Source organism: Sphingosinicella sp. CPCC 101087, assembly GCF_004151485.1.
GTDB lineage: Bacteria > Pseudomonadota > Alphaproteobacteria > Sphingomonadales > Sphingomonadaceae > Allosphingosinicella.
On record NZ_SBFF01000003.1, the window covers coordinates 137,623 to 162,219 of the forward strand.

Below are 24,597 nucleotides of genomic sequence, written 5' to 3' on the forward strand. Positions count from 1 at the left end.
TTTCAGGCTTCCTTTTTCGACGCCTTCCCATCGCGCATCAGCAGCGCCCGGACAAGCAAAAGCAGCACCCCGATGGTAATGGCAGCGTCCGCGACATTGAAGACCAAAAAGGGCCGCCATTCGCCGAAGTGAAGGTCCGCAAAGTCGACGACGAAGCCGAAACGCGCCCGATCGAGAATGTTGCCGAGCGCGCCGCCGAGTATCAGCGCGAGCGCCGTCGAATCGTCGCGCCGCCGCTCGCGCCACATCCAGGCGGCGACGAGCAGGGCGATCACGGAGGTCATCGCCACCAGCAGCCAGCGTCCCATCTCGCTGCCGGCGCTGAGCAGGCCGAGCGACACGCCGCGATTTTCCACCCAGCGCAGGTTGAAGAAGGACGTGATCTTGATCTCGAGGTCCGGCTGACCTGCGAGGTTGAGCGGGTACGTCACCACCCATTTCGTCGCCTGATCGAAGACGAAGACCAGGAAGGCGATGACGAAGGCGGTGGCTCGGTTGCGGCGGAGGCGAAGCTCGACCGGCGCCTGGCGGGACGGCTCAGCCATTCACCACCCCGTCGCACCGGCCGCACAAGGCGCCATCCTCGGTCACTTCGGGCAAATGCCGCCAGCAGCGGCCGCATTTGAGACGGTCGGTCCTCGTCACTTCGATCCTGTCGCTCTGGCCTGGCATCACTTCCGACACGATGTAGATTTCCGCAAGATCGGCAAGCGCCTCGTCGGTGATGTCGAGTGCCAGATCGGGATAGAGGATCCTGGCTTCCAGGCTCGAACCTATCACTTTCTCCCGCCGGAGCGGCTCGATCGCCTCGGTCACCCGCTCGCGGCTGGCACGGATCAGGTCCCATTTCCGGCCCAGTTCCTCGTCGCGCCAGGCCGGATCCACTTCCGGCCATTCGAGCAGGTGGACCGATTCCCCCTGGGGATAGCGCGTCGTCCACACCTCCTCGGTGGTGAAGCACAACACAGGGCTCAGCCAACGCACCAGGGCGTGGAACACATGGTCGAGGACCGTCCGGTAGGCGCGCCGCTTGGCGCTGCCGAGCGGCAGCATCGGCCCGACGTCGCAATAGAGTGCGTCCTTTCGGATGTCGAAGAAGAAGGCCGACAGCTCGTCATTGGCGAAGCCCATGAGCAGCCGGACGTAGCGGTTGAACTCGAAGGCCTCGATGGCTTCCCCGAGTTCCGCCCCCAGCGAGGCCAGCCGGTGCAGCACCCAGCGTTCGAGCTCGGGCATCGCTTCGATCGCAACCGCTTCGTCGGCGCCGAAGCCTTCGAGCGCGCCCAGCAGGTAGCGGAAGGTGTTCCTAAGCTTGCGATAGGCGTCGGTGGTGGTGGCGAGCACCTCCTTGCCGATCTTCACGTCCTCGAAATAGTCGGTGGAAGCGACCCACAGGCGAAGAATGTCCGCGCCATTGTCGCGCATCACCGCGAGGGGATCGACGACGTTGCCGACGCTCTTCGACATCTTCCGGCCTTGCGCGTCGAGCGCGAAGCCGTGAGTGAGGACGGACGCATATGGCGCGCGTCCGCGCGTGCCGCAGCTTTCCAGCAGCGACGACTGGAACCAGCCGCGATGCTGGTCGGTGCCCTCGCAATAGACGTCGGCGCGCACGTTTTCGCCGTAGCGCGCCTCGATCACGTAGCTGTGGGTCGATCCGCTGTCGAACCAGACGTCGAGAATGTCGTTGACCGGCTCGTAATCCTCGAGCCGATAGCCGTTACCGAGCAGGGCCTGATGGTCGGCCTGGAACCAGGCATCGGCGCCGCCTTCGTGAAAGGCGCGGATGATCCGGCTGTTGACGGCGGGATCGCGCAGATAGTCGCCGGTCCTGCGGTCCACGTAGAGCGCGATCGGAACACCCCAGGCGCGCTGGCGGCTGATCACCCAGTCCGGCCGCCCCTCCACCATCGCGCGGATGCGGTTCTTCGATTTGCCCGGCACCCACCGCGTCTCGTCGATCGCCGCCAGCGCCGTTCCCCGCAGAGTAAGCCCCTCCCCCTGAGGGGAGGGGTTGGGGTCGGGGCTGTCGGGAAGCGGTTCCGGGCTGTTGCTCACCCGCCGCGGAAATCCGGCCAGCGGTGACTCCGTCGCCGGGGACACCGCCGCGTCATTCCCCTGCGCCAGCGGCTTGTCCATAGAGATGAACCATTGCGGCGTGCAGCGGTAGATGATCTTCGCCTTGGACCGCCAGCTGTGCGGGTAGCTGTGGCGGAAGTCGGCGGAGGCGGAAAGCAGCGCGCCGGCCTCGCGCAGGTCCGAGTTGATCGGTCCGTCCGGTGCGTTGAACTTGTTGTTGATGACGCTCCCCTGGCCGCCGAGCCACAGCCAGTCCTCGCGATAGCGGCCGTCGTCGGTGACCGCGAACACCGGATCGATCCCCGCCGCCTTGCAGACCAGGAAATCCTCCTCGCCATGGTCGGGCGCCATGTGGACGAGCCCGGTGCCGGCATCGGTGGTGACATGGTCGCCGGGCAGGAAGGGGCGGGGCTTGGCAAAGAAGCCGCCGAGATGATGCATCGGGTGACGAGCGACCGCTCCGTCGAAATGCCCTGCTCCGAAATAGGAGTGAACCAGATCGCTGTTGTCCTCCACCGTCGGGGCGAGACGTTTGAGAAACGAAGGCACGAGTTCCTTCGCAACGACGAGGCGCTTGCCACTCAGCCCCGCAAGCTGGGGGTGCGCCGAGAGCTCCCCGCTCTTGATCTCAAACAGCGCGTATTCGATATCCGGGCCGTATGCGATCGCCTGGTTGACCGGGATCGTCCAGGGAGTGGTTGTCCATATCAGGGCGAGTGCGCCAACCAATTCTGGGAATTGGGGCGCTTCGACAATCTCGAAGCCCACGTCGATCTGGGTCGAGACGATCTCCTCATACTCGACCTCGGCCTCGGCCAAGGCGGTCTTCTCGACCGGGCTCCACATGACCGGCTTGGCGCCGCGATAGAGCTGGCCGCTCTCGGCGAACTTCATGAGCTCCTCGACGATCTTCGCCTCGGCCTCGTATTTCATCGTCAGATAGGGATCGTCCCACTCGCCCTGGACGCCGAGCCGCTGGAACTGCTCCGACTGCACCTCAACCCATTTCTCGGCATAGGCCCGGCATTCGGCCCGGAACTGCGCCCGGGGCACGTCGTCCTTGTCGAGCTTCTTCTTGCGATATTGCTCCTCGACCTTCCATTCGATCGGCAGGCCGTGGCAGTCCCAGCCGGGAATATAGGGGGCGTCCTTGCCGAGCAGCGACTGCGAGCGGACGACCAGATCCTTCAGGATCTTGTTCATCGCATGGCCCATATGGATGTCGCCATTGGCGTAAGGCGGGCCGTCGTGGAGGATGAAGCGCGTCCGGCCGGCGCGCAGATTGCGCAGCTGCGCGTACAGCTTCGTCTCGGCCCAGCGCGCCAGGATAGCCGGCTCCTTCTGGGCGAGGCCGGCCTTCATCGGGAAATCGGTCTTCGGCAGGAAGACCGTGTCGCGGTAGTCGGGTTTTTCGGACATCGGCGGCGGGCTTAGCGGCGGCGCCTGCTCAGGTCCAGTTCGCGTGCCACGGCGGGGCGCTCAGCCCGCCAGCCGCCGCCTTGCCTCCTGGGCATCTTCGGCCATTCGCGCCTTCAGCGCGTCCAGGTCGCCGAACATCATTTCATCGCGGATGAAGGAGACGAGTTCGACCTCGACCCTGCGGCCGTACAGGTCTTCTTCGAAGTCGAAGAAATAGGGTTCGAGCAGCTCGCGCGGCGGATCGAACATCGGCCGCGTTCCGAGATTGGCGACTCCCTCGATCAGGCGCCCATCATCCAGCCGGCCGCGTACCGCATAGATGCCGAAGCGCGGCCGCAGATAGTGACCCAGGGCAATGTTGGCGGTCGGGTAGCCGAGCACGCGGCCGCGCTTGTCGCCGTGCTCGACCACGCCTTCGATGGTGAAGGGGCGGGTGAGCAGGCGCGTTGCCGTCTCGCAGTCGCCGGCATGCAGGGCTTCGCGGATCCAGGTGGAGGAGACCGGGCGGTCATCCTCGGTGACCGGCGCCACCGATTCAACCGAGATCCGGTTGGCGCGGCCGAGCATCTTCAACAGCGTGATGTCGCCGCCGCGGGCCTTGCCGAAGGTGAAGTCCTCGCCGGTGGCGACACCGGCCGCGCCGATCCGCCGTCCCAGCCATTCGGTGACGAAGTCGGGCGGCGAGACGTCGGCGAACTCGGCATCGAATTCGAAGACCAGCATCGCATCGACGCCGGCGGCGAGGAGCAGGCGCTCGCGTTGCTCGAGCGTCGTCAGCCGGAACCAGGGCGATTCCGGCCGGAAGAAGCGCATGGGATGCGGATCGAAGGTGGCGACCAGCGCCGGCCGCCCCTCTGCCCGGGCGCGATTCACGGCGCGCCCGACCACGGCCTGATGACCGCGGTGAAAACCGTCGAAATTGCCCAGCGCGACGATCCCGCCGCGAAGCTGGGTCGGAACCGCCGAGCTCCCATGCAGGCGCTCCATGGACCGGCTATAGAAAGGGTACCGCGAAATGCCTAGCGGCGGCGTTCGAGCCGGACGAAGCTGAAGGCGGGGTGGCCGTCTCCGGCGGAATGATCCTCCCGCCAGGTTTCGGTCCACTGATCGGGATCGAAAGAGGGCATGAAGGTGTCGCCCTGGGCGTCGAAATGGACTTCGGTGAGCTCGACCCGGTCGGCTTCGGGCAGGAAGAGGGCGAAGATCTCGGTACCCCCGACGACGGCAATTTCAGGGACATCGCCTGCGAGAGCGAGCGCCTGAGCCTTGTCGCGGGCGACCTCGGCGCCTTCGGCCGACCAGGCGGGCGAGCGAGTCAACACGATGTGGCGTCGGCCGGGCAGCGGCCCGCCCAGGCTCTCGAAGGTCCGCCGGCCCATCACCATCGGCTTGCCCATCGTCAGCTGCTTGTATCGCTTCAGATCGGCCGAAAGGCGCCAGGGCAGGCACCCGTCCTTGCCGATGACGCCATTGTCCGCGCGGGCCAGGTAGAAGACGATCTCCGGCTTCAGACCGCTACCTCGGCCTTGATGTGCGGGTGCGGATCATATTCCGTTATCTCGAAATCCTCCGGCGCATATTGGTCCATTCCGCCCGGGTGGCGCAGCAGGGTCAGCTTCGGCAGACTCCGCGGCTCGCGGCCGAGCTGCTCTCGCGCCTGGTCGAGATGGTTGAGGTAGAGGTGGCAGTCGCCGCCGGTCCAGACGAACGTGCCGGGTTCCAGTCCGCATTGCTGGGCGAGCATGTGGGTCAGGAGCGCGTAACTCGCGATGTTGAAAGGGAGGCCGAGGAAGACGTCGGCGCTGCGCTGGTAGAGCTGGAGGTGGAGCTTGCCGTCCGCCACCTGGGTCTGGAACAGGCAGTGGCATGGCGCCAGGGCCATGAGGTGGATCTCGGCGGGATTCCAGGCGGTGACGATCTGGCGGCGCGAGGCCGGATCGCGCCTGATCAGGTCGACGAGATTGGTGATCTGGTCGATCTCCCGCCCGTCCGGCGCCTGCCAGCGGCGCCATTGCTTGCCGTAGACCGGGCCCAGGTCGCCGGTCTCGTCGGCCCATTCGTCCCATATGCTGACCCGTTGCTCCTGCAGCCAGCGCACGTTGGTGTCGCCGCGGAGAAACCACAGCAACTCGACGATGATCGAGCGCAGGTGCAGCTTCTTGGTGGTCAGCAGCGGGAACCCGTCGGCGAGGTCGAATCGCATTTGGTGCCCGAACCGGCTGAGCGTCCCGACGCCGGTGCGGTCCTTCTGCTCGACCCCGGTTTCGAGAATCAGCTGCAACAGGTCGAGATAGGCGCGCATGGGGGTCTTATGGCGCGCGGGCGCGGTCGGCGCCAGCCTGCGGGCGTCCCGAATTCAGCGCGCCGATCCTAGGCCGGACAGGTTCGTATCTCCGACGGCTCGGGCTTGGGGCCGTGGCGCTTGAAGGCGGCGAAATAAGTCTCGGTATCGGGCAGCCGGTCGAACCGGGTGAGCTCGTAGCCAACGGCGTTGAACTCGCAGACCAGCAGGCGCGGCGGCGTGCCGTGCCGGTCGGTGGGCCGGTCGGCGTCGACGACGATGACGCTTCCGTCGCGAGTCAGGTCGTCGTGCAGGTGCCACAGAAACTCGCTGGGCCGGGCGATCTCGTGGTACATGTGGATCATCAGGATCCGGTCGAACGAGGCATCGGGAAGTTGCGGGTCGTTCGCTTGCCCCAGCTTCAGAGCGACGTTGTCGAGCCGCTCGCGCTGCACGCGCTCGCCCAGCTCCTGGATGGTCGCCGGAACGATGTCCTCGGCGAGCACGCGACCGTCGCGGCCGACCATCGGCGACAGGCGCACGGTATAATAGCCTTCGCCGGCGCCGATGTCCGCGATCGACATTCCGGGCCGGATCTCGGCGAGGCGCATCACCGCCTCGAACTCGCCGATACTGTCGCGGGCGTCCTCGTTGAGATAGCGGGAAGAGACGATCGGCGCGACCGGCCGCTGCGGTTCGGGAAAAGGCGAGGGCTCCGGCGCCGGCTCGCCGCAGGCGCCGAGCAGGAGAAAGGGTAGGAACAGCAGCGCGAAGAGCCTGGATCCCCGGCCGTGGGGGAGAGCGCTTCGAGCGATCATTCCGCGCTTATTCGACATCTTCCACTTCGACCTTCTCGCCGGTCACGCGCTGCGACAATGCCGCCGCCATGAACCGGTCGAGGTCGCCGTCGAGCACGTCCGCGGGCGCGGTCGAGGTGACGCCGGTCCGCAGGTCCTTCACCAGCTGATAGGGCTGGAGCACGTAGGATCGGATCTGGTGGCCCCAGCCGATGTCCGACTTGGCCGCATGCTCGGCGCTCGCCTCAGCTTCCCGCCGCTGCAGCTCGGCCTCGTAGAGCCGAGCCTTCAGCATCTTCATCGCCTCGGCCCGGTTCTTGTGCTGCGAGCGCTGGTTCTGGCAGGCGACGATGATCCCGGAAGGCAGGTGGGTGATCCGGACCGCGCTGTCGGTCGTGTTCACATGCTGTCCGCCGGCGCCGGAGGAACGATAGGTGTCGATCTTGAGGTCGCCTTCATTGACCTCGATATCGATATCGTCATCGATCACCGGATAGACCCAGACGCTCGAGAAGCTGGTGTGGCGGCGGGCGTTCGAGTCATAGGGACTGATCCGCACCAGCCGGTGAACACCGCTTTCGGTCTTGGCATAGCCGTAGGCATTCTCGCCCTTGACCAGAAGGGTGGCCGACTTGATGCCCGCCTGCTCCCCGGCATGATAGTCGACCAGCTCGACCTTCATGCCGTGCCGCTCGGCCCAGCGCGTGTACATGCGCTGGAGCATCTCGGCCCAATCCTGGCTTTCGGTGCCTCCAGCGCCCGCATTGACCTCGATATAGGCGTCGTTGGCATCCGCTTCGCCCGCGAGCAGAGCAGCGACCTTGTCGCGCTCGGCGCGCTCGGCCAGCGAGGCAAGCGACTTCACCGCATCGTCGACGAGAGATTCGTCGCCCTCTGCCTCGGCCAGCTCCATGAGCTCGACCGTGTCGGCCAGGTCCTGCTCGATCGAGCGGGTCGCGCCGATCGCCTCGTCGAGGCGCCGCCGCTCCCGCATCACGTCCTGGGCCGCCTTGGGATCGTCCCACAAGGTCGGGTCCTCGACCCGCGCATTGAGCTCGTCCAGACGCCTCAGCGCCTGGTCCCAGTCGAGGAACCGGCGCAGCAGGTCGAGGGCCGACCTTATCTGGTCGATGGAGGCTTGCGCTTCCGCGCGCATGTCATGGTCTCCAAAGGACTGTACCCCGGCGAAAGCCGGGGCTCAGAAGCTGTTTGTTCGGGACTGGATCCCGGCCTGCGCCGGGATACGGTCCGCGCCTGCGTGCGGACCTAGTAAATCCCGCCCTCTCTTTGCAAGAAGTCGCTGTCGCGCGGCGCATCCGACCGGGCGGCGGCCCGGCGGGTCCGCGCCTGCGCGGCATAGTCGATCTCGTCGCGCGCCACCGTGCGCCGCGGTTCGCTCTCCGGCTTGAACGCTTCCCAGATGACGGCTGCACGCGGATCGGTTCCGGGCCATTCGCCGAACACCCGCCGACCCGAGCGCCGATCGATCCGCACCATCCTGACCCCCTGCGGCGCCCGGAAGGGTACGACCGGCATGCCTTCGAAGGCGATGCGGGCGAACTGGCGGAAGATCGGCGCGGCCAGCGTGCCCCCCTGGGCATAGCCGCCCATCGGACGGGGCTGGTCGAAGCCCATATAGACGCCCGCGACGATGTCGGCCGATCCGCCGATGAACCAGACGTTGGTCGGCCCGCTGGTCGTGCCCGTCTTGCCGAACAGCGGCCGGTTGAGGTCGCGCAGGCTCGTCGCCGTGCCGCGCTGGACGACTCCTTCGAGCATGTGGACGACCTGATAGGCCGTCATCGGATCGACGATCTGACGGGTGCGCAGCGGCGGCCTCGGCATCGGCCGACCGTCCCAGTCCCCGAAGGTCCCGTCGGCATTCTTGGGATTGCAGCCTTCGCACGGGCGGGTGTCGGCGCGCCAGATCACCTTGCCGTGGCGATCCTGGACGTAGTCGATCAGGGTCGGCGTCTGGGCGCGGCCCTGATTGGCGAAGATGGCGAAGGCGTTCACCATCCGCATCACCGTCGTGTCGCCGGCGCCGAGGGCGATCGGGAGATAGGGGATTCGCGAATAGTCGCCGACGCCCATCTGCTGCGCCCGGCGCACCACCTGGTTCATGCCGATCTGGTTGGCGGTCCGGACCGTCATCAGGTTGCGCGACTGCTCCAGGCCCCAGCGCATCGTCTGCGGGCCGGCATAGCCCCCCGAGAAGTTGCGGAAGCATTTCGCGGTCGGCGTGCCCTGATTGGTGCAGAACGGACCGTCGACGATGAGCGTCGCCGGCGTCATGCCGTTGTCGAGCGCGGCGGAATAGACGATCGGCTTGAAGGTCGACCCGGGCTGGCGCATCGCCTGGGTGGCCCGGTTGAAGTCCGAGAGACGCGAATCGAACCCGCCCTGCATCGCGCGGATGCGCCCGGAGCCCACCTCCTCGACGACGATCGCTCCCGAGACTTCCGGAACGGTGCGCAGCGCCCAGGCATTACCTTCCTGTTCGACCGCGATGATGTCGCCGGGGTCGAGCGCGGCGAAGGCCGGCCCGCCGCCGCCGCGGCGCGGCATCGACGCAAGAGAGGCAGGAAGCGTCCCGGTGCTTCCGTCCGTGAAGCCGATCGTGGCGCTGCTCCCTTCCTTGGAAAGCACCACTGCCGCCCGCCAGTCGTCATAGCCGACCCCGAACGGAGCGCCCGCGAGCTGGGAGCGCCAGTCGCGCGCCATGTCGACGGTGAGGCCGGGATCGCGCCAGCCGCGGCCTCGCTCGTACCGCATCAGGCCGTCGCGCAGGGCGTTTTCGGCCGCCTCCTGCATCCGAGGGTCATAGGCGGTGCGGACCCACAGACCGCCGGCATAGACGCTGTTCGGGCTATCCTCGGCGCTGTCGCCGAACCGCTCGACCAGCGCGCGCCGCACTTCCTCCATGTAATAGCCGCCGACATTCTCGAAGCTGCCGCTTCCGCCGCGGACCGTGGCAAGCGGCTCGGCGGCCGCCGCGTCGCGTTCGGCGGCCGAGATGAAGCCGTTGCGAGCCATCTCGGACAGCACCCAGTTGCGCCGCTCGAGCGCGCGCTCGCGGTGGCGCACGGGATCGTAGTTCGACGGGGCCTTGGGGAGGACGGCGAGATAGGCCGACTCCGCCAGGCCGAGGTCCTGAACGTCCTTGTCGAAATAGGCCCGGGCGGCGGCCTGCACGCCGTAAGCGTTCCGTCCGAGGAAGATCTGGTTGAGGTAGAGCTCGAGAATCTGCTGCTTCTCGAGCACCGATTCGATCCGGCGGGCGAGGAAGGCTTCGCGAATCTTGCGGGTCACCGAATATTCGTCGCCGACGAAGAATATCTTCGCGACCTGCTGGGTGATGGTCGATCCGCCGCGCGCCCGCTCTCCCGTGCCGGACTTGGAGATATAGTCGATGACCGCGCCGGCCAGGCCGGGATAGTCGAGCCCCTCATGTTCGAAGAAAGTTCGGTCCTCGGCGGCGAGGAAGGCATTGATGAGCTGCCGCGGGAACTCCTCATAAGCGAGCTGTACCCGGCGCTCGCGCGCGAAGCTCTGCACCGGCTCGCCGTTGATGTCGCGGACGTAGCTCGGCAGCACCGGCTCGTAGGTGAGCAGGGACTCCGCCGAAGGCAGGTCCCGCGCGAAGAGCAGCCAGAGCATGAAGTAAGCGAGGATCGGCAGCGCCAGCAGCACCGCCAGCACCTTCACCCATCTTTTCTTCCAGGCGCGGCGCACCGCTTGGCCGAAAGCGGCCATGCCGCCCCCGAACCGGCCGAAGTCGCGCCTGAGGGTTATACGCTCCGAGGCTTGTTCCGAACTCATCGAGATGGCGGCTCTAGCGGAATGGGCGCCATGGGTGAAGCGCCCTGTGGCGAATATGAGGGTCAGGCACGCGGCTCCACCGGGAGCCGCTCCCCGGAAGGTCGCTCGCCGTCATGCGTCGGGCAGGAACCGGCGCGCGAAATGCGCCTCGATGGCACGGCGCATGCCCTCGGCGATCTGGCGGCGGCCCGCTTCCGACTGGACGTAGGCGGAGTCGACCGCATTGGTGAGGTAGCCCGATTCGAACAGGATCGAGGGGATGTCCGGCGCCTTGAGGACGACGAAGTCCGCGAATCGATGCCAGTCGGGCCGGAACGGGAAGACCGGGGCCGCTTCGCGGTGGAGCAAGCGGGCGAAGTCGGCCGAGACGTTCATGCTCTCGCGCTGGGCGAGATCGATCAGGATGAGGTTCACGTTCGGATCCGGGCTCAGCCGTGCGCCGCCGATCAGGCCCGCCGCATTCTCCCGCGCCGCAAGCAAGGCCGCCTCGCGATCCGAGGCCACTTCGGAAAGCGTGTAGACGGTCGCGCCGCGCGCCTGGTCGTTGCTGGGCGCGGCGTCGGCATGAATCGAGATGAACAGGTCTGCGCCGAGCCGCCGAGCGACGGCATAGCGATCGTGCAGGTCGAGATAGGAATCGCCGTCGCGGGTCAGTGCGACCCGCACGCGACCCGATCGTGCGAGGTCGTCCCTGATCGCCCGCGCAAGCGCCAGCGTGATGTCCTTCTCCCGGGTTCCGCCGAAGGGGGAGGTGGCGCCGGGGTCGCGCCCGCCATGGCCCGGATCGATCACCACGAGCGGCGGGCTGGCGCCGCGCGCGCGGGTCACGGCCGGCAGCGGCCCATCCGCCGGCGCCTTTGCGAGCTTCTCGGGCGGGTCGAGCGCAATCGTCACGCCGCCGCCTTGCCCGCCCGTGCCGGGATAGACGTCGCCGACGATCAGGGCGGGGCCGAGCATCGTGGCGAGCAGGGTCAGCAACCACATCATCGGTGCATCCTGCCGCCAGCGCGCCCGTGCGGTCCAGCAAAATGCGCCCTTTTCCGCCCGCGGCGGTTGCCGCTGGCCCCCCGCAGTGCTAGCAGCCGACTATCGCGCCGGGACTTGCCCCCGCGATGGGAATTCGCCGGCGTGACGCCGGTTTCTTTAGGTTGACGCTGCATGTGGTATCCTTCCGTCACGCTGACGCGCCGCCCCTCGGGCGGAGGCGTGCCTGACGGACGGCCGGCAAGGCGATCAGGACCAGCGACCGGCCTGCCCCGCGCAGCAGATGCGAAATTCTACCTTTCAACCCGGACATCCGACGCGCGGCCCGTTTCAGCCGCGCGGACGTCCATATTCGAGCGCGCATGCCGCGGAACGGAAAGTTCCGCGGCAAGCGCGTGGAGTGACATTGATGACCATGCGCATGCTGATCGACGCGCGCCACCCGGAAGAGACCCGTGTGGCCGTGATCAAGGGAAATCGAATCGAGGAATTTGATTTCGAGTCCGCCGAGCACAAGCAGCTCAAGGGAAATATCTACCTAGCCAAAGTCACGCGGGTCGAGCCGTCGCTGCAGGCGGCGTTCGTCGACTATGGTGGCAACCGCCACGGCTTCCTGGCCTTCTCCGAAATCCATCCGGATTATTACCAGATCCCGAAGGAAGATCGCGAAGCGCTCCTGCGCGAGGAGGCGGAGCATGCCGCCGAGGAGGCGCAGCTGCGCGCCGCGGAGATCGAGCGCGAGGAGGACGGGGAAGGCGGGCTCGTCGAGGTCGACGACGTTCCGATGTCGGCGGAGGACGACGAGGAGGGCGGCGAGGAATCGGCGGCTCCGGTTCCCGCCGAGGAAGCGGAGAACGGCTCCGAGGAGAGCGCCGCCGAAAATCTGCGCCGCCGGCGCCAGGCGCTGCGCCGCCGCTACAAGATCCAGGACGTGATCCGGCGCCGCCAGGTCCTGCTCGTCCAGGTGGTCAAGGAGGAACGCGGCAACAAGGGCGCGGCGCTCACCACCTATCTGAGCCTTGCCGGCCGCTATTGCGTGCTGATGCCGAACACCAGCCATGGCGGCGGGATCAGCCGGAAGATCTCGAACGGTACCGACCGCAAGCGGCTGAAGCAGATCATGGCCGATCTCAGGCTGCCGTCGACGATGGGCCTGATCGTCCGCACGGCCGGGCTGTCGCGGACCAAGACCGAGATCAAGCGCGACTTCGACTATCTCGCGCGGCTTTGGGACGAGATCAGGGACAAGACGCTGCATTCGTCGGCGCCGGCTCTGATCTATCTCGACAGCGACCTGATCAAGCGGGCGATCCGCGACATCTACAATCGCGACATAGACGAGGTGATCGTCGAAGGCGACGAAGGCTATCGCGACGCGCGCGCCTTCATGAAGCTGCTGATGCCGAGCCACGTCCGGCGGGTGAAGCAATATGTCGACCCGGTGCCCCTGTTCCAGCGATACGGCGCCGAGGACCAGCTTTCCGCCATGTACCAGCCGGTCGTGCAGCTCAAATCGGGCGGTTATGTGGTGATCAACCCGACCGAGGCCCTGGTCTCGATCGACATCAATTCGGGCCGTTCGACCCGAGAGCACAATATCGAGCAGACCGCCTTCCAGACCAATCTCGAGGCGGCCCACGAAATCGCCCGGCAGCTCCGCCTGCGCGACATGGCCGGCCTCGTCGTCATCGACTTCATCGACATGGAATCGAGCGGGCATATCCGCAAGGTCGAGAAGGCGATGAAGGAGGCGCTCAAGAACGACCGGGCGCGGATCCAGGTCGGACGAATCTCCTCCTTCGGCCTGCTCGAGATGAGCCGCCAGCGCCTGCGCACCGGCGTGCTCGAGGCTTCGACGCGGCCGTGCCCTCATTGCGAAGGCACCGGCCTGATGCGGACCGCTTCTTCGGCCGGTCTTTCCGCCTTGAGGATGCTCGAGGACGAGGCCGCGCGCGGCCGTGGCTCGCGCATCGTGCTGCGCGCCGGCCGCGAGGCCGCCGTGTACCTCCTCAACCGCAAGCGCGACGAGATCGTCGATGTCGAGCGTCGTTACGGCGTCACGATCGAGGTGCTCATCGAGGAATCGTTCGAGAGCGCGCGGATGACCGTCGAATCCCTCGGCCCGCCGCCGGCCGAACGGCCGCGTGCCGTACCGATCGCGCCGGTCGAGGCCGAGGACGAGGAGGAGCTTCCCGAGGAAGAGGAAGAAGAAGAGCCGGAAGCGGAAGACGAACGAGACGAAGAGGAGGCCGCGCCGCGCGGACCGAAAGCTTCGGCCGAAACGCATGAGGAGCGGGAGGGCCGCCGCCGTCGGCGTCGGCGCGGCCGCCGCGGCGGCCGCCGTCGGGATCGCGAAGGCGAGCCGTCGGCAGACGAGACCATGCCCGTCGGGGAGCCGCTGGCAGCGGCCGCGCCCGACGAGGAAGCTCCGGCAGAGCCGGCACCGGTCGAGGATGCTGCGCCGATCGAGGAAGCCGAGCCCGCGAAGAAGACGCGCCGCCGGCCGCGTGCCCGCAAGCGCGAGGCGGTAGCGGAAGAGACGGTCGCCGAGGAAACGTCCGCGGCCCCGACCGAGCCTGCGGCCGCCGAGCCCGTTGCAGCCGAGATTGCTCCGGAAGCGGCCGCGGCCGAGCCTGCGGCCAAGCCGAAGCGGACGCGTCGCCGCAAGACCGCGGACGTTGCCGAGGCCGGTGGCGATGGACCGGTGCCGGCAACCGAAGGCCCGGCGCCGGCGCCCGAAGCGCCGAAGCCAGCGGCCGATGCCGCCCGGGAGGCTGCCAATGACAGCAGCCCCGCCCGACGCACCCGCGCGCCCCGCAAGGTCGCGCCGGCCCCCGTCGCGCCCGAGCCGGAGCCGGCAACGCCGGCCGAGACCAACGAGCGTGAGGACTCGGAAGGAGAAGGGGGATCGCCCCGCCGCGGCTGGTGGCAGCGGACGTTCGGCGCCTGACGCTTCACTCTCGCAATCGTGCGGACGGAAGCCCGCAACCGCGGGCCGAACCGAGATGGCGGGGACGCGGAAAATAGGCGAAAACCGGGAAACTGGGGCCAGGGGCGACTCGTTGGAGGCGCTTCCTGCCCCGGGCTCCCGCTGTCGTGCGGCGGCCAAGCCCTTTCATGTCGGGTTCAGGCGATGACGAAGATAGCGCGCAACATGGCTGGAGCTTCATTCCCGCGGCCCCGCGCCGCGGCGCGCGGGACGGCGTCGTTCATGGTCCGGCTGCTGATGCTGGTCGCGCTGAGCTTCGTCGCCGTCGCCCGTCCGGCGGCGGCCCAGTCCATCCTGCGCGATGCGGAGACCGAGGCGCTGCTGCGGGACATGTCGAGGCCTCTGATCGAGGCGGCCGGGCTGCAGCCCGGCAACGTCCAGATCGTCCTCATCCACAATCAGGAGATAAACGCCTTCGTCGTCGGCGGTCAGGCCGTCTATATCCACTCCGGGCTGATCACCTCGGCAGACAATGCCAACGAGGTGCAGGGCGTGATCGCGCACGAACTCGGGCATATCACCGGCGGCCACATCATCCGGCTGAATGAAGGCGCTCAGCAGGCGACGGGAATCATGATCCTGTCGCTGATTCTCGGCGCGGCCGCGATGGCGGCGGGCGCGGGCGAGGCAGGAATGGGCGTGCTCGCTGCCGGCCAGCAGGCCGCTTTGGGTAGCTTCCTCGCTTTCTCGCGGACGCAGGAATCCTCCGCCGACGCGGCGGGCGCCTTGTATCTCAGCCGGGCGGGGATCAGCGGCCGCGGCTCGCTGGCCTTCTTCGAGCGTCTCCAGGACCTGGAGTTCCGCATGAACATCCCGCAGGACAACGGCTATGCGCGGACTCACCCGCTGAACAGCGAGCGTCTCGCGATGCTGACCAACGTCTACGAGTCGGATCCGGCCTGGGGTCGGCCGCCCGATCCTGCGCAGGAGGAAAGATTCCAGCGCGTCCGGGCCAAGCTCATCGGCTTTGTCGAGGATCCTCGCAACGTGATGACGCGCTATCCGGAGAGCGACAAGTCGATTCCGGCCCGCTATGCCCGAGCCTATGCTTGGCACCGGTCCGCTCATCCGGATCGCGCCCTCGAGGAATCCGAAGCCCTGCTGGTCGCCAAACCCAACGATCCCTATTTCCTGGAACTCAAGGGCCAGATCCTGCTCGAGTCCGGCCATCCGGACGAAGCGCTGGAATCGCTGCGACAGGCCGTGGCGCTCCAACCCGACCAGCCGCTCATCGCGGCCTTGTTCGGCCATGCGCTGATCGCCACCGAGGATCCGCGTAATTTCGAGGAGGCAAAGCGCGTGCTCAGGGTCGCCGTTCAGCGCGATAACGACAATCCCTTCGCCTGGTACCAGCTCGGTATCGTCTATGACCGCGAGGGCGACCAGGCGCGCGCTGCGCTCGCGACCGCGGAGCGCTATAACCTGACCGGCCAGCCCCAGCTGGCGCTCGCCAATGCCGAGCAGGCGCTGATGGGCATACCGGTCGGCACGCCCGACTGGCTGCGGGCGCAGGACATCGCGATGGTGTCCCGCAGCCAGGTCCAGCGGCAGCGCGACCGCTGATGACCGACGACAAGCGGCCGGGCGGGGGCGGCTGGAAAATCCCTCTTCTGGCGGGATTAGTCGGGATCCTGGTTGGCGCCGGCATCATGCTCGCGGCGAATGGCTATTTCATCCGGTCCTACCTGCTCGAGCATCCCGAAGTCCTGCCGGAGGCGATGGACCGGCTGCGGGCGCGCGAGTCGGCTCAGGCCGTGGACCGGAACCGCGAGGCGTTGGAGACGCCGTTCCACGGCGCCTGGGCCGGCGCCGACGACGCCGATGTCGTGCTGGTCGAATTCTTCGATTATGCCTGCAGCTTCTGCCGCGCTTCGAACTCGGACGTCGAGCGGCTGCTTCGCGAGGATCCGCGGCTCAAGGTGGTGTGGCGCGAATATCCGGTGCTCGGTCCTTCCAGCGAGGAGGCGGCGATCGCCAGCCTCGCCGCGGCCAAGGCCGGACGCTTCAGACCGTTTCACGATGCCCTGTTCGCGGCCGGACGCCCCACCGGCCCGAGTATCGCCGCCGCGCGTGACGCGGCCCGCGTCCCCGGCGCGACCCTGACTGCCGAGTTCCGGGCCGAGCTCGAGCGCAATTTCGAGCTTGGGCGAGCGATCGGCGCGAGCGGCACGCCCACCTTCGTCATCGGCGACCAGGTGCTCCAGGGGGCGGTCGGCTACGAAGCGCTCAAGGAAGCGGTGGAGGCGGCACGCCAATAGCTATCTGAGAGCTTCGGATCAGCCGGACCGGCGCGTTACGCCTTGAACCCCTGCGCGACGACGTACCATTCCGACGAGCCCTTGCGGCTGGCCGGCGGCTTGGCGTGCTTCACGGTGGCGAAGCGCCGCTTCAGTTCGGCGACGAGCTCGGCATCGGCGCCGCCGGCGAGCACCTTGGCCACGAACGCGCCGCCCGGGCGCAGCACCTCCACGGCGAATTCGAGCGCTGCCTCGACGAGCCCCATCGTACGCAGATGATCGGTGGGGGGATGGCCGACGGTGTTCGCCGCCATGTCGGAGAGGATCAGGTCGGCCGGGCCGCCGAGCGCCTCCTTGAGCCGGTCGGGCGCGGTCTCGTCCATGAAGTCCATCTGCAGAATCGTCGCGCCGTCGATCGGGTCGGTCGGCAGCAGGTCGATCCCGACCACCGTGGCCTGCGGCGCCTGCCTGCGCACGATCTGGGTCCAGCCGCCCGGAGCGATGCCGAGATCGACAACCTTCCGGACGCCTCGGAGGAAACCGAACCGTTCGTCGAGCTCGATCAGCTTGTAGGCGGCCCGGGAGCGATAGCCTTCGGCCTTGGCGCGGCGCACATAGGGATCGTTGAGCTGGCGCTCGAGCCAGCGCGTCGAGGAAAGGCGCCGTCCCTTCGCGGTCTTGACCCTCGTCCGCGGACCCCCGCCGGCACGGGTCATATCGGGTGGCCGTCGCGCGCCATCAGCGAGCGCAGGATTCCCTCGCGTATGCCGCGGTCGGCAACGCCCAGCGTCTCGGCGGGCCAGATGTCCATGATCGCCTCGAGGATGGCGCAGCCGGCGACGACCAGGTCGGCGCGCTCGTGGCCTATGCAGGGGAAACGCGCCCGCTCCTCATGACTCATCGTCGACAGCATGGTGCTGATCTCGCGCATCGCCGCCGCGGGCATGCGCAGGCCGTCGACGGCTCGCCGGTCGTAGCTCGGCAAGGCAAGGTGAACGCTGGCCAGGGTCGTCACCGTCCCGCTGGTCCCCATCAGCCTGATATCGTCCTTGCTGGCCGGCAGCAGCTCGGTGAAATGGCGGAAGGCATGGCGGACGCGCTCCCGCATTCGCCCGTAGGCCGCCAGCCTTTCCTCGTTCGTGGGGAATTCGCGGCCCTCGCTCTCCGTGAGCGAATAGACGCCCCAGGGTGCGCTCCACCAGCATTTGATCCGCGGATCGCCGCCATCGGTGTCGATCAGAACCAGCTCGGTCGAACCGCCGCCGATGTCGAAGATCAGCGCCGGCCCGTCGCCGGGCTCGAGCAGCCGGTGGCAGCCCAGCATGGCGAGCCGCGCTTCCTCTTCCGGCGAGATGATGTCGAGGCAGATTCCCGTTTCGCGCCGAACGCGCTCGACGAACTGGCGGCCGTTGACCGCGCGCCGGCAGGCTTCGGTGGCCACCGAGCGGGCGAGGCTTACCCGTCGGCGCCTCAATTTTTCGGCGCATATGGCGAGCGCTGCCACCGCCCGATCCTGGGCCGCCTCGCTGATCTTCCCGCTGGTCGCCATGCCCTCGCCGAGCCGAACCACGCGCGAGAAAGCGTCGACCACGGTGAACCCGGCCTCGTTCGGCCGCGCCACCAGGAGCCGGCAATTATTGGTGCCGAGGTCGATCGCGCCGTAAGTGTGCCGGGCACCGCGGCCGCGGAAGGAAGAGCTGGGGAGGTCCGCCTCGGCCGGGTCTGGAGCCGGCGCTTGCGGAGCCATTGCGGCTTGCTGCGGCATGACCGGACTTCTCTTATATTCTCGTTTCAGACGGCCAAGGCCGTCCATTGACTTGTGACCTTTCTATACAAAGCCGCTTTTCCCGGCAAGGCGGGGGGCGAGGGAGGCGCCCGGCGCGCTCCTCTGCGCCGCCGCACGGCGTTGACAGCCCCTGCGTCCCTTCCTATCTCCCGGCGCTCGCTGCCCCGTCGTCTAATGGTAAGACTACGGACTCTGAATCCGTCAATCGTGGTTCGAATCCACGCGGGGCATCCATTTCACCCGAGACACAGGCTGGTAGAGCGACCGTTTCGCCGCTCGCCCTTGCGTTATGCCGGGTCGAGCAGGGCTCCCATCTCCGCGAGCGTTTCGGCTTCCATGATGCGGGACGCCATGACCTGCGCTTGCCTGCCCGTTACCGGGCGCTCGGCCCGCGCGGCGCAGTCCACGAACTTGGCGGTCAGCGCCTCGTCGCCGATGGGTTCCTCGGGGTGGCCGGCGGCGTGAGCGACGTTCAGCTGGTGCTCGGCGCCGTCGTCCGCGACGATCCTCACCGATCCCGAGGCGGCGTGGCGATGGTCCCAGTCCGGATGGTCGATCGCGACGACCTTGCGCGCGCAGGCGAGCAGGACCGGATCGTTGCGGGCCTCCGCGCAGAACGAATCGAGCCCGACCGAGCCGTGGACGAGGGCGGCCGCGAGCGTGAACGGAATGCTGAACTTGGCGTCGATCGACGTGACCGGCGCGGCCTTGGTCGCGGCCGGCGTGACCAGCATCTGCTGGACGGGGCCCACCATCACTTCGATCCGCGAAATCCGCTCATGATCGAAGCCGGGCCGCTTCCTCAGCTCCAGCGCCGCCTGGATATAAGCGTGGGTGCCGCGGCAGCTAGGCCATGGCTTGAAGCTGACACGTTCGCCGAGGAAGGTCGTTCCCAGCCCGTCCAGCAGGGGAGAAGGATCGGGCGGAGCGCCGGCATAAGCCGCAAAGAACCCGCTCTTCCCTTCGAGAGGTGCCTGGAAGCTCCTGGCACCGTTCTTCGCCAGATCCACCGCCGTTACTGCGGCGCGGGCGACGAAGCCTTCGCGCACCGCCCGAATCGGCGAGGTCGCATCATGCTTGATCTCTCCGGGAAAGCTTGCCTGGCACAAAGCCAGGCCGATCGCATGCAGGGTCTCTTCCGCGCTCAGCCCGAGTAAACGCGCGCAGCCGGCGGTCGCGCCGATCAGGCCGAACAGTGGCGGCGGGTACCAACCCCTCCGGTCCAGCGGCTGCACCGCCGCCAGCGAAAGCCGGCAGCAAAGGTCGCACCCGGCCGCCATTGCGGTGATGAAGGTCTTGCCGCCGATCCCCTCGCTCTCGGCCAAAGCGAGCAGTGCCGGGACCAGGCCGGCATTGGGATGGGCGGGGCCCGCATCGAACGTATCGCCATAATCGAGCGCATGGGCGAGGGCGCCGTTCGCCAAGGCGGCGGCTTCGACCGGGACGCTTGCCGCCCCTCCGATCAGACGGGCTCGGCCTCGGCCGCGCTGCGCAAGCGCGAGTCTCCGGTAAGGGCGGGCTTCCTCGGCGAGCCCGCTTGCCGCGAGCATGACTCCCATCGAGTCGAGCAAGGCGCGCTTGGTTGCGTGCACCGTCGCGCGCGGAAGCTGGTCGTAGGCGGTTCCCGCCACATGTTCGGCCAGGATCCGGGTGAGATTCATGGACGGGCTCCTGAAAGCGCTTTCATCAGCGGCTAGCGGCGTGCGCTCCGCTTGTCGAGCCGCCTCACGGAGCCGGCGGACGGTCAGGCGCTCTCGCGCGCGATGATCCGGAAGCCCACGTCGATCCGTCTCGCCTCGAGCGATTCGCCGGCCATGCGCTTGCGCAGCACCTTCATCGCTTCCTCGGCCACGCGGCTGCCATCGACGTCGACCGAGGTGATGGTCGGTCGCATGTCCCCGGCGAGGCGCAGGTTGCCGAAGCCGGTGACGGCGACGTCGTCCGGTACCTTCACCCCGGCGGCCTGGGCCTCGACGATGAGCCCCTGAGCGATCCAGTCGGAGCCGCACACCACCACGTCCGGCCGGTGCGGCAGGTCTGCCAATCCCCGATAGGCGAGGCGTCCCTGGCCGAAATGGGTCGGTACCTCGACCTCGAGGCTGCTCGGCTCCGCGCCGCCGTCCATCATCCACTGCTCGGCGAAGGCTCGGCCGCGGCGCTGCGAGCGGGTAGAGCGTGGTACGACCAGATGGGGCCGCCTGTACCCCCGCTGTCTCAGGAATCGCGCCATCTCCGCGCCGGCCCGCGCATGAGAGAAGCCGATGGCGACGTCGATCGGTTCCTCCGGCAGGCCCCAGGTCTCGATGACCGTGATCGGATGCCGCCTCAGCCGGTCGCGCATCGCCTCGTCGGTGACGATGCCCGTGAGGATGATGGCGTCGACGCGCCAGGACAAGGCAGCGTTGATCTGCGACTCGAGGCGGCGATTGTCGGGCCCGGTCAACGCCAGCATGACGCTGTTCCCTTCATTCGCGAGGCCGTCGATCATCGCCTCCATCGTGTCGTTGAAGACGGATTGGGCGATCTCGGGAACGAAGGCGGCAATCAGACGGGACCGCTTCGACGCGAGGGCGCCGGCGTTGAGATTGGGGAGGTAGCCGGTCTCGGCGATCGCCGCCCGGATCCGTTCGGAGGTCAGTCTCGCGACCGTCGCCGGACGATTCAGGAATCGTGAAACCGTTGCCGGCGAGACTCCGGCAAGAGCGGCCACGTCGCTGATCTTAGGGGGCGGGATGCCGTCTTCCATCCGAGGGATATGGCGCGGCCACGATCAAAGAGAAAGCCTGTTGAAAGCGCTTTCATTCCGCGTTATCCACATTGTTATGAGTCATGACTTTGACCCTATCCAGCCGGAAACGTTCGACAGTCCGCACGCTTTGTATCGACGGCTGCGGAGCGAATGCCCGGTCGCGCACAGCGATGCGTGGGGCGGCTTCTGGGCGCTGATGAAGCACGAGGACGTGGTCGAGGCGGCTTCGGACTGGCGGACCTTCATCACCTCGCGACAGAATGTGGTCCCGAAGGTGGCCTTCACCGGCCGGCGGCCACCACTTCACCTCGATCCGCCGGAACACACGCCGTACCGGCGGGCCCTGGCGCCGCTGCTGACCGAAAGGAAGGTGGCGCGGCTCGAGCCGGCCGTCCGAAGGATCTGCCGCAGCCTGCTCGACGGGATGGTGGCGGCCGGCGGCGGCGACGTGTGCGGCGACTTTTCGGCGCCGATGACGGTGGAAGTCTTCGCCAACTGGATGAATCTCGAGGCGGAAGCGGTGGCCGACCTGACCCAGGCCGGGCGGCGCTACAATATCGCCGTCCAGTCCAACGACATCGAGGCGACGCAGGAAAACAGCCTGCTCCTCTACCAGATGGCCCGCTCGGTGGTGGAGGACCGCCGCCGCAACCCGTTGCCGGTCGACGAGGACGCCGCCAGCGCCCTGCTCGCGGTCCGGGTCGACGGAGAGCCGCTCCCCGAGGAACTGATCGTCGGCACGATCCGCCAGGTGCTCGTCGTCGGCCTGATCGCGCCGACCGTCGTCGTCGGATCGATCGCGGTTCATCTCGGCCGGGACCTGGCTCTGCAGGACCGGCTCCGCGACGAGCCGATCCTGATTCCGGCCGCCGTCGACGAACTGCTTCGCCTTTATACCCCTTATCGCGGATTTGCCCGAACCGCGGTGCGCGACGTCAACATCGGCGGGCGCCTCATTCCCGAGGGCGAGCCCATCGCCTTGGTCTATGCCTCCGCCAATCGCGACGAGGCGGTTTTCGAGGATCCCGACCTGTTCCGGCTCGACCGGCCGAACATGAAGGAATCGGTGGCGTTCGGGCGCGGGCCCCATACCTGTGTCGGCACCGCCTTGGGCCGGCTCGAGCTGATCGTCGCGATCGAGGAACTGCTGAAGGCTGCGCCCCGCTTCGTTCTTGCCGGAGAGGTAAAGCCGACGCGTTTCCCGGAGATCGGCGCGCTGGAGGTCCCGATCCGCTTCGAGGCGCGGAGGTGAGCGCCGTCATTCTCGGCACGGGCGACCTCGCCATGGATCGCGAGGATTATGACGCCTGCTTCGCCGCGACGCGAGACGTGCTCCGCGGGGCGGCGGTCACGTTCGGACAGCTCGAGACCAGTTTCGCCGAGCGTGGAGGCCGGCTCCCCCAGGCACGGCATGCGGTCCTCGCCCGACCCGACGGGGCGGCGGCGCTGGGCCGCGCGGGCTTCGACGTCGTCTCCTTCGCCGGCAATCACTGCCTCGACTGGGGCAACGAGGCCTTCTTCGAGACCCTCTCCAATCTCGCCGCGGCGGGTGTGCGCGTCGTGGGCGCGGGCGCGGACATCGCCGCCGCCCGCAGGCCGGTCCGCCTCTCGCTCGACGATGGCACGACCGTCGCCTTCCTCGCTTATTCGAGCATCCTTCCGATGAGCTACTGGGCGGATGAGCGCCGGCCGGGCTGCGCACCGATGCGCGCCTTCACCGTCTACGAACAGATCGAGCATGATCAGCCGGGAACGCCGGCGCGGATCCACAGCTATCCCCACCGGGCCGACCTTGCGGCGATGGAAGACGATATACGGGCGGCGAAGCGCGAATCGGACCTGGTCATCGTCTCGCACCACTGGGGCATCCATTTCGTGCGGGCGACGATCGCCGATTATCAGCGGGACGTCGCCAGGGCGGCGATCGCAGCCGGCGCCGACGCCATCTTCGGCCACCATGCCCACATCCTCAAGGGCGCGGAGATCATCGACGGCAAGCCCGTCTTCTACTCGCTTTGCAACTTCGCCACCGACCTGCGGATGGATCCGGCCCACGCGGCCAGCAAGAGCTTTCAGGAAATCAGGGCGCTGGCGGAGGAGTGGGAGCCGGATTTCGACAGCCTCTACAATTTCCCGAAGGCGGCCCGGCTTTCGATGGTGGCCCGGCTCGAAGTGGCGGCGGGGCGCGTCATCCGCGCCGGTTTCCTGCCAGTCGTGATCGGGCGGGATGCCGTCCCGCAATTCGCCCCGTCCGGCAGCGCCGACCATGAGGCTGTCATCGACTATATGGCGGCCGTCACGGAGGAGGCCGGGCTGAACGCCCGCTATCGCAGCGGCGACGACATGGTCGAGCTGGAGGCCGGATCATGAGCCCGATCCGCCGCTTCCCGCTGGAAGGCTGGGTCTTCCTCTATTTCCTCTTCTACCTGCCCAATGTCATCGTCACGAAGCTGATCACGAGCGTCCCGCACGAGACGCTCGGACGGCCGCTCACCGGTCTCGAGACGCTCCCTGCGACGCTGATCATCAACACGGTGATGACCTACCTGTTCATCTGGTGGTCGGGCTGGCACCGCGACGCGCACGGCATCCGGATCCTTGGCCGGCGGATACCGGTCCCGACCCGATACACCCTGCTTTCGGGCGTCGGCACGGCGATGATCCTCTTCACCGTACCGCTTTCCTACACCTTCGCCGGGGTCAGCATTCCCTTCATCCAGCTGCTGATGCGCGGCGACATCCTGCTGATCGCGCCGATCATCGACCTCCTGTTCGGCCGCAAGGTCCATTGGTGGAGCTGGGCGGCCCTGGCGATGGTCGCCGGCGCGCTGGTCGTCACGCTTAGCGACCGAGGCGGACTGAACCTCCCGCCGTTGGCGATCCTGACGGTGATCGTCTACACGGCCGGCTACTTCCTGCGCCTCGCGGTCATGAACCGGGTGTCGAAGGGCCAGGATCCGGCTGCCGTTCGCCGCTATTTCGTCGAGGAGAAGGTCTTCGCGCTCCCGCTCTCGGTGGCGGCGCTGGCGGCGATCTCCGCCTCGGGCTTCGGCACCCAGGCCGGTGAACTCGGCTTCGGCTTCATCCATGTCTGGACCGATCCGGTCATCGTGTGGCTCGTGCTGATCGCCGGGACGCTGACCTTCGTGTCCGTCTTCTCCATCATCATCCTACTCGACCCGCACGAGAACGCCTATTGCGTGCCGCTGGAGCGGGCCTCGAGCCTGCTGGCCGGAATCATCGCCGCATACGTGCTCGCGGCGGGCTGGGGGCTCCAGATGCCGCGGATGGCCGAGCTCATCGGCGCCATCATCCTGATCAGCGCCATCGTCCTTCTGTCCGTGGCGCCCCGCCTTCGAAAAAGCAGGGCCGCCGCCCGAGCCGAAACCTGAACGCCGTCCAGCCGCCGGAAGCCGACGCGAGCTCGGTGGGCGGACATCAAGGGGAGGAAATA

The 24,597-nt window shown here is 67.6% G+C and carries 19 protein-coding genes and 1 tRNA gene; 7 read left to right on the plus strand and 13 right to left on the minus strand.

The window, feature by feature from the left end:
* Nucleotides 1-2 precede the first annotated feature (2 nt).
* The 9 genes from lspA to EKM57_RS05985 form a co-directional block, all read right to left on the minus strand.
* On the minus strand, nt 3-545 hold the full coding sequence (gene lspA / locus EKM57_RS05945; protein WP_129791571.1) for a signal peptidase II: 543 nt from the start codon (nt 543-545) through the stop codon (nt 3-5).
* Nucleotides 538-3,498 (minus strand): isoleucine--tRNA ligase, encoded by a 2,961-nt coding sequence (ileS, locus tag EKM57_RS05950; protein ID WP_129791572.1) that lies wholly within the window; start codon nt 3,496-3,498, stop codon nt 538-540. The genes lspA and ileS overlap by 8 nt, the downstream gene beginning before the upstream one ends.
* 60 nt (nt 3,499-3,558) lie before the next feature.
* Nucleotides 3,559-4,485: a bifunctional riboflavin kinase/FAD synthetase gene (locus tag EKM57_RS05955; RefSeq protein ID WP_129791573.1), complete on the minus strand. Its 927-nt coding sequence runs from the start codon at nt 4,483-4,485 to the stop codon at nt 3,559-3,561.
* A gap of 32 nt (nt 4,486-4,517) precedes the next feature.
* Complete coding sequence (locus tag EKM57_RS05960; RefSeq protein WP_129791574.1) at nt 4,518-5,009, minus strand: dihydrofolate reductase; 492 nt, start codon at nt 5,007-5,009, stop codon at nt 4,518-4,520.
* Complete coding sequence (locus EKM57_RS05965) at nt 5,006-5,800, minus strand: thymidylate synthase (protein ID WP_129791575.1); 795 nt, start codon at nt 5,798-5,800, stop codon at nt 5,006-5,008. The genes EKM57_RS05960 and EKM57_RS05965 overlap by 4 nt, the downstream gene beginning before the upstream one ends.
* A 68-nt stretch (nt 5,801-5,868) precedes the next feature.
* Nucleotides 5,869-6,597 (minus strand): class I SAM-dependent methyltransferase, encoded by a 729-nt coding sequence (locus EKM57_RS05970; protein WP_129791576.1) that lies wholly within the window; start codon nt 6,595-6,597, stop codon nt 5,869-5,871.
* A gap of 7 nt (nt 6,598-6,604) precedes the next feature.
* The gene (gene prfB / locus EKM57_RS05975; protein WP_129791577.1) at nt 6,605-7,732 is read right to left on the minus strand and encodes a peptide chain release factor 2; all 1,128 of its coding nucleotides are present in this window, start codon (nt 7,730-7,732) and stop codon (nt 6,605-6,607) included.
* 110 nt (nt 7,733-7,842) lie between these two features.
* A complete protein-coding gene (locus EKM57_RS05980) occupies nt 7,843-10,398 on the minus strand; it encodes a PBP1A family penicillin-binding protein (protein WP_129791578.1) in 2,556 nt (851 codons plus the stop codon).
* 111 nt (nt 10,399-10,509) lie between these two features.
* A complete protein-coding gene (locus tag EKM57_RS05985) occupies nt 10,510-11,385 on the minus strand; it encodes an N-acetylmuramoyl-L-alanine amidase (RefSeq protein ID WP_129791579.1) in 876 nt (291 codons plus the stop codon).
* Nucleotides 11,386-11,791: 406 nt separating this feature from the next.
* On the opposite strand from EKM57_RS05985, the gene EKM57_RS05990 reads away from it, so the two are divergent.
* The 3 genes from EKM57_RS05990 to EKM57_RS06000 all read left to right on the plus strand — a co-directional run bounded on the left by EKM57_RS05990 (nt 11,792) and on the right by EKM57_RS06000 (nt 16,629).
* Complete coding sequence (locus EKM57_RS05990; RefSeq protein ID WP_206185312.1) at nt 11,792-14,332, plus strand: ribonuclease E/G; 2,541 nt, start codon at nt 11,792-11,794, stop codon at nt 14,330-14,332.
* Nucleotides 14,333-14,593: 261 nt separating this feature from the next.
* The gene (locus EKM57_RS05995) at nt 14,594-15,934 is read left to right on the plus strand and encodes a M48 family metalloprotease (protein ID WP_129791580.1); all 1,341 of its coding nucleotides are present in this window, start codon (nt 14,594-14,596) and stop codon (nt 15,932-15,934) included.
* Nucleotides 15,934-16,629 (plus strand): DsbA family protein, encoded by a 696-nt coding sequence (locus EKM57_RS06000; protein ID WP_129791581.1) that lies wholly within the window; start codon nt 15,934-15,936, stop codon nt 16,627-16,629. Before EKM57_RS05995 ends, EKM57_RS06000 begins: the two co-directional genes overlap by 1 nt.
* 35 nt (nt 16,630-16,664) lie before the next feature.
* On the opposite strand, the gene EKM57_RS06005 is transcribed toward EKM57_RS06000, so the two are convergent.
* Together EKM57_RS06005 and EKM57_RS06010 are read right to left on the minus strand one after the other, a co-directional pair.
* Nucleotides 16,665-17,324 (minus strand): RlmE family RNA methyltransferase, encoded by a 660-nt coding sequence (locus EKM57_RS06005; protein WP_129791582.1) that lies wholly within the window; start codon nt 17,322-17,324, stop codon nt 16,665-16,667.
* Nucleotides 17,321-18,373: a Ppx/GppA phosphatase family protein gene (locus tag EKM57_RS06010; protein WP_129791583.1), complete on the minus strand. Its 1,053-nt coding sequence runs from the start codon at nt 18,371-18,373 to the stop codon at nt 17,321-17,323. The genes EKM57_RS06005 and EKM57_RS06010 overlap by 4 nt, the downstream gene beginning before the upstream one ends.
* A gap of 181 nt (nt 18,374-18,554) precedes the next feature.
* Here EKM57_RS06010 and EKM57_RS06015 point away from each other — a divergent pair.
* Nucleotides 18,555-18,628 (plus strand) — tRNA-Gln (locus EKM57_RS06015).
* A gap of 53 nt (nt 18,629-18,681) precedes the next feature.
* On the opposite strand, the gene EKM57_RS06020 is transcribed toward EKM57_RS06015, so the two are convergent.
* Both EKM57_RS06020 and EKM57_RS06025 read right to left on the minus strand, forming a co-directional pair.
* Nucleotides 18,682-20,055 (minus strand): MmgE/PrpD family protein, encoded by a 1,374-nt coding sequence (locus EKM57_RS06020; RefSeq protein ID WP_129791584.1) that lies wholly within the window; start codon nt 20,053-20,055, stop codon nt 18,682-18,684.
* An 83-nt stretch (nt 20,056-20,138) separates the two neighbouring features.
* Nucleotides 20,139-21,140, minus strand: a complete 1,002-nt coding sequence (locus EKM57_RS06025) for a LacI family DNA-binding transcriptional regulator (protein ID WP_129791585.1) — start codon at nt 21,138-21,140, stop codon at nt 20,139-20,141.
* Between the two features lie 76 nt (nt 21,141-21,216).
* Between EKM57_RS06025 and EKM57_RS06030 the strand changes: the two genes are divergently transcribed.
* Genes EKM57_RS06030 through EKM57_RS06040 form a run of 3 tightly spaced genes read left to right on the plus strand, consistent with a single transcriptional unit; the run spans nt 21,217 to nt 24,535 of the window.
* On the plus strand, nt 21,217-22,395 hold the full coding sequence (locus EKM57_RS06030) for a cytochrome P450 (RefSeq protein WP_129791586.1): 1,179 nt from the start codon (nt 21,217-21,219) through the stop codon (nt 22,393-22,395).
* Entirely contained in the window at nt 22,392-23,513 is a 1,122-nt protein-coding gene (locus EKM57_RS06035; protein ID WP_129791587.1) for a CapA family protein, read from the plus strand. The genes EKM57_RS06030 and EKM57_RS06035 overlap by 4 nt, the downstream gene beginning before the upstream one ends.
* The gene (locus EKM57_RS06040; RefSeq protein ID WP_129791588.1) at nt 23,510-24,535 is read left to right on the plus strand and encodes a hypothetical protein; all 1,026 of its coding nucleotides are present in this window, start codon (nt 23,510-23,512) and stop codon (nt 24,533-24,535) included. The genes EKM57_RS06035 and EKM57_RS06040 overlap by 4 nt, the downstream gene beginning before the upstream one ends.
* Nucleotides 24,536-24,597: the final 62 nt, after the last annotated feature.

What these genes read in the sequence shown, in the direction of transcription:
- lspA (WP_129791571.1), bottom strand. Translation starts at nt 545, where the DNA reads ATGGCTGAGCCGTCCCGCCAGGCGCCGGTCGAGCTTCGCCTCCGCCGC.
- ileS (WP_129791572.1), bottom strand. Translation starts at nt 3,498, where the DNA reads ATGTCCGAAAAACCCGACTACCGCGACACGGTCTTCCTGCCGAAGACC.
- EKM57_RS05955 (WP_129791573.1), bottom strand. Translation starts at nt 4,485, where the DNA reads ATGGAGCGCCTGCATGGGAGCTCGGCGGTTCCGACCCAGCTTCGCGGC.
- EKM57_RS05965 (WP_129791575.1), bottom strand. Translation starts at nt 5,800, where the DNA reads ATGCGCGCCTATCTCGACCTGTTGCAGCTGATTCTCGAAACCGGGGTC.
- EKM57_RS05970 (WP_129791576.1), bottom strand. Translation starts at nt 6,597, where the DNA reads ATGATCGCTCGAAGCGCTCTCCCCCACGGCCGGGGATCCAGGCTCTTC.
- prfB (WP_129791577.1), bottom strand. Translation starts at nt 7,732, where the DNA reads ATGCGCGCGGAAGCGCAAGCCTCCATCGACCAGATAAGGTCGGCCCTC.
- EKM57_RS05980 (WP_129791578.1), bottom strand. Translation starts at nt 10,398, where the DNA reads ATGAGTTCGGAACAAGCCTCGGAGCGTATAACCCTCAGGCGCGACTTC.
- EKM57_RS05985 (WP_129791579.1), bottom strand. Translation starts at nt 11,385, where the DNA reads ATGATGTGGTTGCTGACCCTGCTCGCCACGATGCTCGGCCCCGCCCTG.
- EKM57_RS05990 (WP_206185312.1), top strand. Translation starts at nt 11,792, where the DNA reads ATGACCATGCGCATGCTGATCGACGCGCGCCACCCGGAAGAGACCCGT.
- EKM57_RS05995 (WP_129791580.1), top strand. Translation starts at nt 14,594, where the DNA reads ATGGTCCGGCTGCTGATGCTGGTCGCGCTGAGCTTCGTCGCCGTCGCC.
- EKM57_RS06000 (WP_129791581.1), top strand. Translation starts at nt 15,934, where the DNA reads ATGACCGACGACAAGCGGCCGGGCGGGGGCGGCTGGAAAATCCCTCTT.
- EKM57_RS06005 (WP_129791582.1), bottom strand. Translation starts at nt 17,324, where the DNA reads ATGACCCGTGCCGGCGGGGGTCCGCGGACGAGGGTCAAGACCGCGAAG.
- EKM57_RS06010 (WP_129791583.1), bottom strand. Translation starts at nt 18,373, where the DNA reads ATGCCGCAGCAAGCCGCAATGGCTCCGCAAGCGCCGGCTCCAGACCCG.
- EKM57_RS06020 (WP_129791584.1), bottom strand. Translation starts at nt 20,055, where the DNA reads ATGAATCTCACCCGGATCCTGGCCGAACATGTGGCGGGAACCGCCTAC.
- EKM57_RS06025 (WP_129791585.1), bottom strand. Translation starts at nt 21,140, where the DNA reads ATGGAAGACGGCATCCCGCCCCCTAAGATCAGCGACGTGGCCGCTCTT.
- EKM57_RS06030 (WP_129791586.1), top strand. Translation starts at nt 21,217, where the DNA reads ATGAGTCATGACTTTGACCCTATCCAGCCGGAAACGTTCGACAGTCCG.
- EKM57_RS06040 (WP_129791588.1), top strand. Translation starts at nt 23,510, where the DNA reads ATGAGCCCGATCCGCCGCTTCCCGCTGGAAGGCTGGGTCTTCCTCTAT.